The 13,377-nt window shown below is 62.4% G+C and carries 7 protein-coding genes; 5 read left to right on the plus strand and 2 right to left on the minus strand.

Annotated elements, in window-relative coordinates; all coding sequences use genetic code 11:
- The first annotated feature begins 569 nt into the window (after nt 1–569).
- Nucleotides 570–6,155: an RHS repeat domain-containing protein gene (locus EKL94_RS05425; protein WP_260473385.1), complete on the plus strand. Its 5,586-nt coding sequence runs from the start codon at nt 570–572 to the stop codon at nt 6,153–6,155.
- Here EKL94_RS05425 and EKL94_RS05430 read toward each other — a convergent pair whose 3' ends face one another.
- Entirely contained in the window at nt 6,156–6,779 is a 624-nt protein-coding gene (locus EKL94_RS05430) for a GyrI-like domain-containing protein (RefSeq protein WP_126928302.1), read from the minus strand. It lies immediately after the preceding gene.
- A gap of 352 nt (nt 6,780–7,131) precedes the next feature.
- On the opposite strand from EKL94_RS05430, the gene cyoA reads away from it, so the two are divergent.
- The 4 genes from cyoA to cyoD are packed head-to-tail and all read left to right on the plus strand — an operon-like array spanning nt 7,132 to nt 11,163.
- A complete protein-coding gene (gene cyoA, locus EKL94_RS05435) occupies nt 7,132–8,187 on the plus strand; it encodes a ubiquinol oxidase subunit II (RefSeq protein WP_126928303.1) in 1,056 nt (351 codons plus the stop codon).
- Nucleotides 8,188–8,189: 2 nt separating this feature from the next.
- The gene (gene cyoB / locus EKL94_RS05440) at nt 8,190–10,187 is read left to right on the plus strand and encodes a cytochrome o ubiquinol oxidase subunit I (RefSeq protein WP_012510427.1); all 1,998 of its coding nucleotides are present in this window, start codon (nt 8,190–8,192) and stop codon (nt 10,185–10,187) included.
- Entirely contained in the window at nt 10,184–10,822 is a 639-nt protein-coding gene (gene cyoC / locus EKL94_RS05445; RefSeq protein ID WP_012510428.1) for a cytochrome o ubiquinol oxidase subunit III, read from the plus strand. The genes cyoB and cyoC overlap by 4 nt, the downstream gene beginning before the upstream one ends.
- Nucleotides 10,822–11,163: a cytochrome o ubiquinol oxidase subunit IV gene (cyoD, locus tag EKL94_RS05450; RefSeq protein WP_126928304.1), complete on the plus strand. Its 342-nt coding sequence runs from the start codon at nt 10,822–10,824 to the stop codon at nt 11,161–11,163. The genes cyoC and cyoD overlap by 1 nt, the downstream gene beginning before the upstream one ends.
- 117 nt (nt 11,164–11,280) lie before the next feature.
- Here cyoD and EKL94_RS05455 read toward each other — a convergent pair whose 3' ends face one another.
- Nucleotides 11,281–13,341 carry a putative bifunctional diguanylate cyclase/phosphodiesterase gene (locus EKL94_RS05455; protein ID WP_126928305.1) on the minus strand — a complete coding sequence of 687 codons (2,061 nt, stop codon included), beginning with the start codon at nt 13,339–13,341 and terminating at the stop codon, nt 11,281–11,283.
- Nucleotides 13,342–13,377 lie beyond the last annotated feature (36 nt).

Raw genomic sequence — 13,377 nt, forward strand, 5'->3', positions numbered from 1 at the left:
CTTGGCGGCCCACGCTCGCAGCCATCGTTGTTGCTCTGATTCAAGTGGGGCGAACCATCGCTACCGCAGGTAGCCCTCCAGGCCCGAGATGTGTGGGCAAGAGCGCTAGAGAGCATTCGCGCGTATGGCGCACACTTGAAAAGGCTGCCAGATGAGTCTTGGAACTCTTCCGTCTCTGATGCCTGCAGATGCCTAGTTGAGGGATGATCCGCATCCAAACGCCGCGTCGCATCCTCTCCTAAGTTCGCCTTATCCCCACCTACGGACGGTTCGGTCAATGTCAGCCGCCGTTGCCAAACGCACCGTTGTCTCAGCTGTGCACCCGGGATCGTCCATGACTGCTCAGGGATGCTCAGGTTCGCGGGCTGGTTCTTCTTACGCAGTCCTGGGGTTGGCGGCACCTGGGGTGGTCGTCAGTTACGCAGGCTCAGGGGCAACTTGCCGCGTTTGGCCCTTGAACAAAGTTTGAGTGAGTGATATTCATCCGGTTCACGTTGAGTTCACTTGCCTGATCGGATGGCGCATGCGTCTTCCGTGCACCCAAGGAGTGGTATCTCGCTATGGAAGCCATGAAGACGCACGCGCGAAGCCGTCGATGCCTGATCGGGCTGATTTTTCTGGGGATGTTCAATGCGCCGGGCGCAGCTGCGCAGGATACCCAGCCCGGCAAGTATCCCTGGGAGGAGTTCGACAAGCGCTTGCAGAGCAGCATGGACGTTGCCAGGTTGTCGGACGATTTGCTGGGAGACAGCGTAGGTCTTTCAAATGGCGCCTTGTCATTCTCGGCGGCTGACGTATCGCTGGAAAGTCATCACGCGTTACCAGTGAGCCTGAAACGCAAGTACGTGATGAAGAATCGCTATCAGTACGAGAACGATGCGCTTCTTGCTGACTGGGACCTGGACTTGCCCAGCATCAGTGGCGTTTTCTCAACAGACTGGGTCATGGGGCATGCCGCAGCGTCGCCCGGTGCGCGCTGCAGTGTCAGCACAGTGTCCCAGGCGCAGCCGTCCATTCCATTCAGCGGGTCGATGGATGTCAGTGACGTGTGGTCCGGAAACTCGATGAACATTCCGGGCGTGACCAGCGGGGAAATGCTGCTGATCAATGGTTCAACGGCCAGACCTGCCCAAGGGGGGCCGTACCATTGGATGACCAACGATCAGGTGTTCGTTGGCTGCCTGTCTGCCATCCGCAACGGCCCCGGCGAGGGATTCCTGGCGATCGGGCCAGACGGCACCCGCTACTGGTTCGACTGGATGGCCCAGTACGTCGAACCGCAGATCAAGAATCCGTTGAATGGTGCAAAACGGCTGGATCGTAGGCTCAATGTGCTGTATGCCACTCGCGTCGAAGACCGGTTCGGCAATAGCGTGGCGTACAACTATGCCAACGCAGCAAATGCACCTGCGCGATTGCAATCCATCGTCGCCAGTGACGGGCGCCAGATCAGCTTTTCCTATAACCCACGAGGTCAGATCGAAACCGCGACCACGAATGGCCGGACCTGGCGCTATCTGTATCGGAGCGACGGCAAGGTCTCGCTGTCGGCGGTCATCCAACCTGATGGAAGCCAGTGGAAGATCGACTTCTCGGGCCTCTCCAATGCCGCGTACTATGCCACGCCGCCCATTCCCAATGAGCCAGTCCGCAGTTGCTTTATAGACGGAACTCCGCTCGTGGGGCCACAGTCGGCAACTGGGCGTATCGAGCATCCTTCCGGCGCTGTAGGGACATTTACTGTCGCCATCCGCGAGCATGGTCGGAGCAACGTTCCAGTATCCTGCAAGAATTTCACGACTGGGTTAGGTGGAAACGACAGTGGTGATGATGTCAACCAGTGGGCGATTGCGTACAAGACGTACACACTGATCGAGAAGTCCATCAGCGGACCGGCCATTCCTCCGATGACCTGGAAGTACAGTTACAGTTCCGCAATCAGTTCCATTTTTTACCCGGGTGGAACGATGGATCGGCCATGCCCATTGACCGGTGGGGTGGTATGTGGAGAACCGATCTGCACGAGTGACAGCTGTGCGGGTCGCGCAACGACGGTGGTGGAGGGGCCCGGCGCTGAGTGGACCCGCTACACCCACGGAAACAGCTTCAAGTATGACGAAGGAAAGCTCTTGCGCATTGAGCGTGGCAAGGGCGGCGATATCCTGCAGGTTGTCGAGAACACTTACGCGCTCTCGCCTGCAGGCCAGCCGTATCCCGCGCGTTTTGGTGTCAGCGCGCAGGATACCGGCGACAACTTCCCCCGCGAGGCGATCCAGCCAGAGCTGTCAACCGTCACGCGCCTGGACGGGGTGGTCTACACCCGTCGCACGAACAGCTTTGACAGCCTGGCTCGACCACTGAGCGTCTCCCGGTTCAATAATCAGGGAGACGCCCGTACGGATGTGACTGGGTATGGCGACAACCTTGGCCTTTGGGTGTTGGGTCAGGTGGCGCGCGTTTCCAACTCGGATACGGCGTCCGTGATCAGTCGCACCATCTACGATGGTCGGGCGCTTCCGATCGAACTCCACAGCCACGGGCGCCTTCTGCAGCGCTACAGCTACAACCCAGATGGCTCACTCGCGAGTATTGCCGATGCGAACAATCACATCACCCATCTGGCGGACTGGAAACGCGGCGTTGCGCAGACGCTGAAGTTCGCAGATGGCACGACACTGGTTCGTGGTGTGGATGACAATGGCTTCGTCACGTCGGTCACAGGCGAGACCGGTGCCGCGACCGGGTATGAATATGATTCGATGGGGCGCATCTCGCGCATACGCTATCCAGCGGGCGACACGGTGGCATGGGCGGATACTGTTCGCAGTTTCAGCAAAAGCAGTGCAGCTGAGTATGGGGTCGCTGCAGGCCATTGGCGTCAGGATGTTTCGACCGGAAATGCACGCAAGCGCGTCTACTACGATGCATTCTGGCGGCCGCTGTTGACCCAGGAGTTTGATGCGGCGTCGCCTGCGGAAACCCAGCGATTCGTGAGAGCCAGCTACGATCTACAGGGGCGCCTTGAGTTCCAGTCATATCCGTCGGCGTCAGCCAATGCCTCCACGGGCACTTGGACGACGTACGACGGCCTGGGGCGAGTGTCATCTGTCTCACAGGACAGCGAGTCTGGTTTGCTGACGACTACGACCAGTTATCTTGCTGGCGGACTGGTAAGGGTGATTGATCCGAAAGGCCGGGTGACTACGACTGCATACCAGGCCTTTGATCAGCCCAGTCAGACGCAGCCGATCGCCATTGCACATCCCGGGGGGGTGTTCTCCGAGATTGTCCGTGACGTTTTTGGCAAGCCACTTTCCATCAAGCGGCGGAACGCGTCTTCTACTGAAGCGCTGACGCGCACTTATGTCTACGACGGCCACCAGCAACTGTGCAAGTCGATTGAACCGGAAACTGGCAGTACCGCGATGGGATATGACCCTGCGGGAAATCTGCTGTGGACGGCATCCGGGCTCGCATTGCCCAACGTCGCATCCTGTGATGCTGCCGCAGCCTTGTCGTCTTCGCGCCGCGTGGACCGGACGTACGATGCGCGGAACCGTCTAGCGACACTGCGTTTTCCCGACCGGAATGGTGATCAGGACTGGCTCTATCATGCCGATGGCAAGCCCGCGCAGGTGACCACTCTGAATGACGGGGGCGGGGCCGTAGCGGTGAACGGCTATACGTACAACAAGCGTCGGCTTCTTACCGGTGAGTCGCTGCAGGAGTCGGCCGGGCCCGCCCTTTCGCTGGGGTATGGTTACGACAGCAACGGTACCAGGGCCGGAATTACCTATCCGAGCGGGATGTTCGTCGGCCTTGCCCCAAATGCGCTCGGGCAGGCAACCCAGGCAGGCCCTTACGCGACTGCAGTGAGCTATTACCCCAATGGAGCGATTCGTCGATTCACTTACGGTAATGGCGTCGTGCACGGCATGCAGCAGAACGCCCGCCAGCTGCCGGCGCAGGTTGTTGACGGGAACGGGGTGCTCGACTATTCGTATCTTTATGATGGCGCTGAAAACGTCGTCACCATCCTCGATGGCGTCGACAGCCTTCGTGATCGTCGGATGGAGTATGACCAGCTTGATCGCCTCCAGCAGGCGACCTCTGCGATGTTTGGCGGCAATGGTGTCATGCGCTACACCTATGACGCACTGGATAACCTTCGCAGCAGCAGCCTCGCCGGAGTGAGGGACCATCAGTACTGGTACGACGCATCCAATCGGCTGACCAATGTACAGACGACGGGTGGTTCCACGATTATTGGCTTGGACTATGACCCGCAAGGAAACCTTAGGAATCGAAACGGCGTTGTTCACACGTTCGATGTCGGCAATCGGCTGCGAAAGGTGGCCGGGGCTGAGTCGTATCGCTATGACGCACACGGGCGACGAGTTTTGTCGTCTGCCGAGAATGAGGAACGCCGGATTTTCTCTCTGTATGGTGAGGATGGCTTGCTGCGGCGACAGAACAATGAGCGGACGGGTGAAATCTCTGAATATGTCTACCTGGGTAGCAGTCTCGTAGCGAAGGTCGTTGGGCATATTGCACCGGGCGTTCCGTCGCTGTCGGTTCCGCCTTCGTCGGAGACGGGGAGCTTCAGCCTAAGCTGGGGGGAAGTCGGCCGCGCGGTGCGCTACGAGCTTCGTGAGCAGCGAGACAGTGGCAGCTGGACCACGGTGTATTCGGGGGCTGGTAGAGTTTGGACAGTGAGCAATCGTTCGGCCGGTGTCTACGGATACTCGGTGCGGGCGTGCTCCTCGAATGCGTGTGGTGCATGGAGCAGTGTTGGCGCGATCAACGTTCAGGCTGAGCCGGTTGATGTTCCCATTGTCACAGTGCCGGCCACGAGCTATTCAGGCAACTACGTCGTGACCTGGAGCACAGTCGCCGGCGCCAGTCGCTATGAGCTGCAGGCATCCACTGGAGGTGCGTGGGCGAACGTCCTCTCCGCCAATGTCGCGAATCATCCCGTCAGTGGGCAGCCCGCCGGCTCCGTGCAATACCGCGTGCGCGGTTGCAACGGGCGTGGATGTGCGGCTTACTCTGCTCCCGCTTCCATCCAGGTCATTCTCAAGCCGGCGGCCGCGCCGACATTGTCGTTGCCGGCCAGCAACAGCTCCGGTGCGTATGTGGTTTCCTGGAGCCAGGTGGCAGGGGCAGCCCGCTATGCCCTGGAGCAACGCTCCGGTACAGGTGAATGGACGCAGATCGCGAACGCCGCCAGGACTTCGCAGGATGTTGCCGGGCGCCCCAGCGGTGAGGATGGCTATCGCGTCCGTGCCTGCAATGATGCCGGGTGTTCCAGCTATTCCGCCGTCGCGACCACCCGTGTCCTGCGCATCCCTGCCGTGGCGCCTGTAATGAGTGGCAACTCCGCGCAGTATGGCAGTCCGGTCGTTGTTGGCTGGAGCGCCGTGCTCGATGGTGCGAGCTATGCGTTGGAGGAGCAGGCGCCGGGTCGAGCTTGGGCCCAGGTGCAGAACTCCAGCGCGATCGCCGCAACGCTTCCCGAACGTTCGACAGGGGCGTACGGCTATCGCGTGCGAGCCTGTAATGCCAGTGGTTGCGGACCGCTGTCATCGGCGCTGCTTGTCACCGTGCTGCGGGCGCCGTCTGCACCTGGTCTGTCCATCGATTCGTCAAACGTTGGAAGCGGTCAAGGGTTCAGGGTCTACTGGGGGGCAGTTGCCACTGCGAGTGCCTATCGGCTGGAGGAGCAATTTGCAGCTGGGCAGTGGACGCAGGTTCTGGACTCGGCCGAGACGCAGTTCGCTGCGGGTGCTCGCGGCGCGGGCAGCTACGGCTACCGTGCCCGTGCATGTAACGCCGCCGGGTGCAGCGGGTATTCCGCTGTGGCTACCTTCACCCTGGTCCTGCGCCCGGTGCCTGATGTGCCGGGAAGCCTCAACGTCGCCGAAATGCGGAGCTCCTGTGAAATGGCCTGGGGAGCTTCCGCACGCGCTGAGCGATATGAACTGAGCAATGACGGTGGCGTGGTTTATCAGGGGGGCAATACGTCTTTCTCACAGGCAAATCCGCGTCGATGCGTTTCACCGTATCGCGTCCGTGCCTGCAACGGTACTGGCTGTTCTGAATGGTCGCTACCTGTCTATCATGGTGGAGGAGCCATGCTGATGCGGAGCCGATGATCAGCAGGCCGGCAATCCATTGCGCACCGACTGCCGCAGCACGGTTTTCAACCGCGCCGCGTCGGTCCTGCGCGGGTCGCTCAAGTAGGTCTCATGATGGGGGCCGGCAAAGGTGTAACCCAGTGCGGGCATCAGTTCGCCGTGCAGATGGGTCAGGATCGGGCCCTCGTCATCGTAGGCACCCACATGCAGGGTCTGCAGGCAGAGGCCTTCTTCAAGAATTTCATGGCGAAGGCTGGCCGGGACCTCGCCCAGTTTCTTCGCCGCATTGGCGATGGCAGCCTCCAACTGCTCTGGACTGATCCCGTTCGGCGTACGGATCATCACCGTCCACCTCCACTCATCCTTGTGGCGTGCCACAAAGCTTGACGGATCCTCGGCGCTCCACAGCGCTTCCAGCGGTGGCACCACGTAGTCCTGGCCCATGGCCTTCAGCGCGAACTTCAGTGCATAGCTCACCGAGTACAGCCACTGCACGGCCTGCAGGTAGGCGGGGGCGGTATTCGGATCACCGTGGCCGTCGACCATCACGTAGGGCAGGGGGGGTACGTCCACAGTCACGAACCGGCCCACCGGGGGCTGGTACAACGCACGATCGCGCTTCTTGAAGTCAATCTTGTCCATGGGGCTTCCTCCAGCGCCGAGCATCCCATGCATTGCCCGCGTGGGCATGCCTGAACACGTTCAGGCGACTTTGCCGAACACGGGCGGAGCAGCCGCCATCGCCCGATGCTAGGATGCCGCCCCCGGGTGTTCTGCCCGCCGCGGTTGCGCGGTGCGACAACGTGTCGCAGCCAGAAACGGGCCTTTCCTGCGCTCGATCATTGTCAATGCCTTTCTTAAATGGTGGGTGACGGCCTAAAATTGAAAGGCTGACTCGACCCCACCTCCCTACCTGTCTTCCGGACCGGTGGGACCGGCTTTGGCCGGAACAGGCAGGACGGGGAACGGCATTCCCTCGCAATTGGATCGACCGATGATTCCGTTGAATACCCTTGGGCGCTGGTTGCGCCCGGGCCTGCTGTTGTCGTTGCTGGTGATGCTCACTGGCTGCGATGCCGTGGCCATCCTCAGTCCGAAGGGCCAGATCGGCCAGGATGAGAAGACCCTGCTGATCACGGCCACCGTGCTCATGCTGCTGGTCGTCATCCCGGTCATCATCATGACCCTGACCTTCGCGTGGAAGTACCGCGCCTCCAACACCAAGGCCCGTTACGAGCCGAAGTGGTCCCACTCGACGGCGATCGAGGTGGTGGTGTGGTCCATTCCCTGCATGATCGTGCTGGTGCTGGCGGTCCTGACCTGGCGCTCGTCGCACGCACTGGACCCGTACAAGCCGCTGGATTCGGATGTCAAGCCGGTCACCATCGAGGCGATCTCGCTGGACTGGAAGTGGCTGTTCATCTATCCGGAAGAGAAGGTGGCGGTCGTCAACGAAATCAAGTTCCCGGTCAACACGCCGCTGAACTTCAAGATCACGTCCGATTCGGTGATGAATGCCTTCTTCATCCCGCACCTGGGCAGCATGATCTACTCGATGGCTGCGATGGAGACCAAGCTCCACCTGATCGCCAACGAGACCGGTGAATTCCCGGGCATGTCCTCGCACTACAGCGGCGCGGGCTTCGCCAAGATGCACTTCACCGCCTACTCGGTCACCGATGCCGAATACCGCCAGTGGCTGGACCAGGTCCGCGCCGGCGAGCAGACCCTGGACAAGGCCTCGTTCAAGGCCCTGGGTGATGCGCGCAACGCCGAGTGGTATCCGGTCACCTACTTCGGCAAGACCGAAGAAGGCCTGTTCGACTGGGTCCTTGCCAAGCACATGGGCGACAACAAGCACTACGGCATGAAGCACGAGCACAAGGCCCCGGCCGATGGTGCCGCTGCCGAAGGCCACGACGCCCATGCGGGTCACGAGGGCCATGAAGGCCACGCCGACGCCGCTGCCGCTCCGGCCGAACACGCCGGACACACTGCTGACGAACACGCCGCCGCCGGTCACGCCGGCCACGCGGGTTCGGGAGAATGAACATGTTGGGTAAACTCTCAATTGAGTCGATCCCCCACGATCCGATCGTCCTGACGACGTTGATCGGCGCGGTTCTGGGTGGCCTGGGCGTCATGGCCCTGATCACCAAGTTCAAGCTGTGGGGCTATCTGTGGAAGGAGTGGTTCACCTCGGTGGATCACAAGAAGATCGGCGTGATGTACCTCATCGTCGCCTTCGTCATGCTGCTGCGCGGTTTCTCCGACGCGATCATGATGCGTACCCAGCAGGCGCTCGCTGTCGGCGGGTCCGAGGGCTACCTGCCGCCGCACCACTACGACCAGATCTTCACCGCCCACGGCGTGATCATGATCTTCTTCGTGGCGATGCCGCTGATCACCGGCCTGATGAACCTGGCCGTGCCGCTGCAGATCGGTGCGCGCGACGTCGCGTTCCCGTTCGTCAACTCGCTCAGCTTCTGGCTGTTCGTGTCCGGCGCGGTGCTGATCATGCTGTCGCTGTGGATCGGTGAGTTCGCTGCCACCGGCTGGCTGGCGTTCCCGCCGTTGTCGGGCATCGAATACAGTCCAAGCGTAGGCATGGACTACTACATCTGGGGTCTACAGGTCGCAGGCCTGGGTACCACGCTGAGCGGTATCAACTTCTTCATCACCATCCTGAAGATGCGTACCCCCAGCATGAAGCTGATGCAGATGCCGGTGTTCACCTGGACTGCCCTGGTGACCAACGTGCTGATCGTCGCTGCCTTCCCGGTGCTGACCATCACCCTGGTGCTGCTGACCCTGGACCGTTACCTGGGTACGCACTTCTTCACCAATGACGGTGGCGGCAACGCCATGCTGTACATCAACCTGATCTGGATCTGGGGTCACCCGGAGGTGTACATCCTGGTCCTGCCGGCGTTCGGTGTGTTCTCCGAAGTCATCGCGACCTTCTCGCGCAAGGCGCTGTTCGGCTACAAGGGCATGGTCTACGCCACCGCCTGCATCGGCGTGTTGTCGTTCATCGTGTGGCTGCACCACTTCTTCACCATGGGCTCGGGTGCCAACGTCAATGCCTTCTTCGGCATCACGACGATGATCATCTCGATCCCGACCGGCGTGAAGATCTTCAACTGGCTGTTCACCATGTTCCGCGGTCGCGTGCAGTTCACCACGCCCGTGCTGTGGACCATCGGCTTCATGGTCACCTTCACCATCGGTGGCATGACCGGCGTGATGCTGGCGATCCCGGCCATCGACTTCGTGCTGCACAACAGCCTGTTCCTGATCGCCCACTTCCACAACGTCATCATCGGCGGCGTGGTGTTCGGCATGTTCGCCGGCATCACCTACTGGTGGCCTAAGATGTTCGGCTTCCGCCTCAATGAGTTCTGGGGCAAGTGCGCGTTCTGGTGCTGGTTCATCGGCTTCTACGTGACCTTCATGCCGATGTACGTGCTGGGCTTCATGGGCATGACCCGTCGTCTGCAGAGCACCGTCAACCCGGCCTACGAGCCGCTGCTGCTGGTGGCTGCCGCAGGTGCCTTCATCGTCGGCGCCGGCATCCTGTGCCAGATCATCCAGGTGGCCGTGTCGATCCGCGACCGCAAGAAGACCGCCGACCTGACCGGCGACCCGTGGGATGCCCGTACGCTGGAGTGGGAAACCTCTTCGCCGCCGGCCTTCTACAACTTCGGCAGCCTGCCGGAAGTCACCGAGCTGGACGATTTCTGGGAGCGCAAGCAGCGTGGTGAAGCCTGGCCGAAGCCGGCCAAGTACACCGACATCCACATGCCGCGCAACACCGGCACGGGCGTTGTCATCGGTGCCTTCAGCCTGGTGTTCGGCTTCGCGATGATCTGGCACATCTGGTGGCTGGCCATCGTCGGCTTCGTCGGCATGATCGCCACGTTCATCTACCGCACCTTCGACCAGGACGTGGACTACTGGGTCCCGGCCGCCGAGGTGGAACGCATCGAGAACGAACACCGCAAGCACCTGGAATCCCAGGGCCTGGTGAAGTCGGAGCTGAAGGCATGAGCACCAATACCTCGACCCTGAGCCACGGGCACGCCGCGCAAGCGGCGGCCCATGGCCATGACGACCACGAGCACCACGACACCGGCGGCAACACCGTCTTCGGTTTCTGGGTGTACCTGATGAGCGACTGCCTCATCTTCGCCTCGCTGTTCGCCACCTATGTGGTGCTGGCAGGCGGTACCGACGGTGGCCCGACCGCGAAGGACCTGTTCGAACTGCCGTTCGTTGCATGGGAAACCGCGCTGCTGCTGACCTCGTCGCTGACGTTCGGCCTGGGCATGATTGCCATGCACCGCAAGCAGATGGGCCAGATGTACCTGTGGCTGGGCATCACCTGGCTGCTGGGCTTCGGCTTCATGTGCATGGAAGTGTGGGAGTTCCAGCACCTGATCCACCAGGGCTATGGTCCGGACCGCAGTGCCTTCCTGTCGGCGTTCTTCGCCCTGGTCGGTACCCACGGCCTGCACGTCAGCGCCGGCCTGCTGTGGCTGCTGGTGATGTTCGTGCAGCTGAAGAAGTACGGCCTGACCCCGACCAACAAGACCCGCATGGCGTGCCTGAGCCTGTTCTGGCACTTCCTGGACCTGATCTGGATCGGCGTGTTCTCCGTCGTCTACCTCAATGGAGCCCTGTAATGGCACATGACAACCATGCACACGACCACGCAGCGGGCGGCGAGAGCCACGGCAGCGTCAAGTCCTACCTGATCGGCTTCGTGCTGGCGGTGGTGCTGACCGTCATCCCGTTCTGGGTGGTGATGTCCGGCGACTTCTCGCGCACCGTCAGCGGTGTGGTGATCGCGATCACCGCAGTGCTGCAGATGCTGGTCCACCTGGTGTTCTTCCTGCACCTGGACCGCTCTTCGGAAAGCCGCTGGAACGTCAACGCTGCGGCCTTCACCGTGGTGGTGATCGGCATCATCGTGGTCGGCACCCTGTGGGTCATGCACAACATGAACGTGCACATGATGCACTGACGTCTTCGCGACGTTGCCACGCAGAAAGGCCGCCCTCGGGCGGCCTTTTTGTTTGTCTGCGGATGGGTAGTGCCGGCCGCTGGCCGGCAATCGCGGGAAGCCGGCCAGCGGCCGGCTCTATCCCCCCACGCGGCGCAGGAACTCTTCGGCCTCCATCGGCCGGCCCAGGTGGTAACCCTGCAACTGATCACAGCCCAGTTCGCTCAGGTATTCGCGCTGCGCCTGCGTCTCCACGCCCTCGGCCACCACCTGCAGCTGCAGGGTGCGTCCCAGCGCGATGATCGACGAGACGATGGCGGCATCCTCTTCATTGCATTCCAGATCGTGCACGAACGCGCGGTCGATCTTCAGTTCGGTGGCCGGCATGCGCTTGAGGTACAGCAGGCTGGAATAGCCCGTGCCGAAGTCGTCGATGGCAATGTGCACGCCCATCGCGGTCAGGTCGTTGAGAATCGCCAGGCTGGCGTCAACGTCCTTCATCGCCGTGGTCTCGGTGATCTCCAGGGTCAGCCGTGCCGGCTCGATCCGGTGCCGCTCCAGCACCTCGCGCACGCTGTCCAGCAGGGCCGGGGAGGAGAACTGCAAGGGCGACAGGTTCACCGCCATCGACCATCCGGTGTGACCGGCATCGTGCCATGCCCGCAGCTGCGCACAGGCGCGGTCCAGCACCCAGTCGCCGATGGGCAGGATCAGGCCGCTGCGCTCGGCGATGGGAATGAACACGTCCGGCGCCAGCAGGCCCAGCTCCGGATGCTGCCAGCGCAGCAGCGCCTCAGCGCCAGTGGCCGGTGCACCCGCGGCCGGGAACTTGGGCTGGTAATGCAGGACCAGTTCATTGCGCGTCACGGCCTTGCGCAGGTCCTGCAGCAGGCGCAGCTGGCGGTTGGCGCTGAGCTGCATCGACGGGGTGAAGAACGTATAGCCGTTCCGGCCCGTTTCCTTGGTGTGGTACATCGCAGCGTCGGCGTGTGCCATCAGCTCGCGCTCGTTGCCGGCGTCATCCGGGTACAGGGCGATGCCCAGGCTGGCGCTGACCTGCAGCTCGGCCGCATCCAGCAGGAACGGTTCGCCCGCCGCCGCGATGATCCGCTCGGCGACCACCACCGCATCGTCGGGAATATCGATGGCCAGCACGATCACGAACTCGTCGCCGCCGAGGCGGGCGAAGGTGTCCTGCGGCCGCAGCAGGCCGCCGATACGCTGCGCCACCGCTACCAGCAGGCGGTCGCCCAGCTGGTGTCCGTACGCATCATTGACCGCCTTGAAGCCGTCCAGGTCGCAGAACATCACCGCCACGGCGTGGCTGCGGCGCCGTGCCTTCTCGATGGCCTGCTCGATGCGGTCCTGCAGCAGCATGCGGTTGGGCAGCTGGGTCAGCGGGTCGTGCAGGGCGGCCTGGATCAGCTTGTCGTTGGCGTGCGCCAGCGAATCGGCCAGCAACCCGGTGCGCACGCGCATCTGCCGGTCGAACAGCGAGGCGACCAGGGCGATGCCCAGGGTGGCCACGGTGGTGACGATCACCAGCACCGCCAGCCAGCGCGTGTCGATGCCACCGCTGCCGACCGCGCCGCAGATGCTGCCTTCCGGGAAGCGCGCCGCGGCCATGCCGGTGTAGTGCATGCCGACGATGGCCAGGCCCATCACCAGCGAGGCCAGTGCGCGCAGGCGCATGGTGTTGCGCTGCTCGGTACGCAGGCGGAAGGCGATCCACAGCGCCGCACCTGCGGCGCCGATGGCCACCGCGATGGAGGCGGCAAACCAGCCCGGGTGATAGTCGATGCCCGGCTGCATGCGCATCGCGGCCATGCCGAGGTAGTGCATGGTGGCAATGCCCAGGCCCATCAGTACGGCGCCGGCCAGCAGACGTCGCCAGGGCAGGCTGGGCCGCGACACCAGCCACAGCGCATAGGCCGAGGCGCCGATCGACACGGCCAGCGAGTACAGGGTGATGCCGAGGTCGTAGCCGACCGGGATCGGCAGGTCGAAGGCCAGCATGCCGATGAAATGCATCGACCAGATGCCCAGGCCCATCGCCGCCGCGCCGCCGGCCAGCCACCAGCGGGCCACGCGGCCCTCGGCCGTGGCCAGGCGGCCGGCCATGTCCAGCGCCGTGTACGAAGCAAGAATGGCCACCAGCAGGGAGATGGCGACCAGGCTCTGACTGTAACTGCCAGTCATGTTGAATCCAGTGGGGGAAGGAGGGGCGCCCGCAAG

This window comes from Stenotrophomonas maltophilia (assembly GCF_003970865.1).
Classification (GTDB): Bacteria; Pseudomonadota; Gammaproteobacteria; order Xanthomonadales; family Xanthomonadaceae; genus Stenotrophomonas; species Stenotrophomonas maltophilia_AR.

Coding starts and splice junctions, on each gene's coding strand:
- EKL94_RS05425 (WP_260473385.1), top strand. CDS start 570: ATGAAGACGCACGCGCGAAGCCGTCGATGCCTGATCGGGCTGATTTTT.
- EKL94_RS05455 (WP_126928305.1), bottom strand. CDS start 13,341: ATGACTGGCAGTTACAGTCAGAGCCTGGTCGCCATCTCCCTGCTGGTG.
- cyoD (WP_126928304.1), top strand. CDS start 10,822: ATGGCACATGACAACCATGCACACGACCACGCAGCGGGCGGCGAGAGC.
- EKL94_RS05430 (WP_126928302.1), bottom strand. CDS start 6,779: ATGGACAAGATTGACTTCAAGAAGCGCGATCGTGCGTTGTACCAGCCC.
- cyoC (WP_012510428.1), top strand. CDS start 10,184: ATGAGCACCAATACCTCGACCCTGAGCCACGGGCACGCCGCGCAAGCG.
- cyoB (WP_012510427.1), top strand. CDS start 8,190: ATGTTGGGTAAACTCTCAATTGAGTCGATCCCCCACGATCCGATCGTC.
- cyoA (WP_126928303.1), top strand. CDS start 7,132: ATGATTCCGTTGAATACCCTTGGGCGCTGGTTGCGCCCGGGCCTGCTG.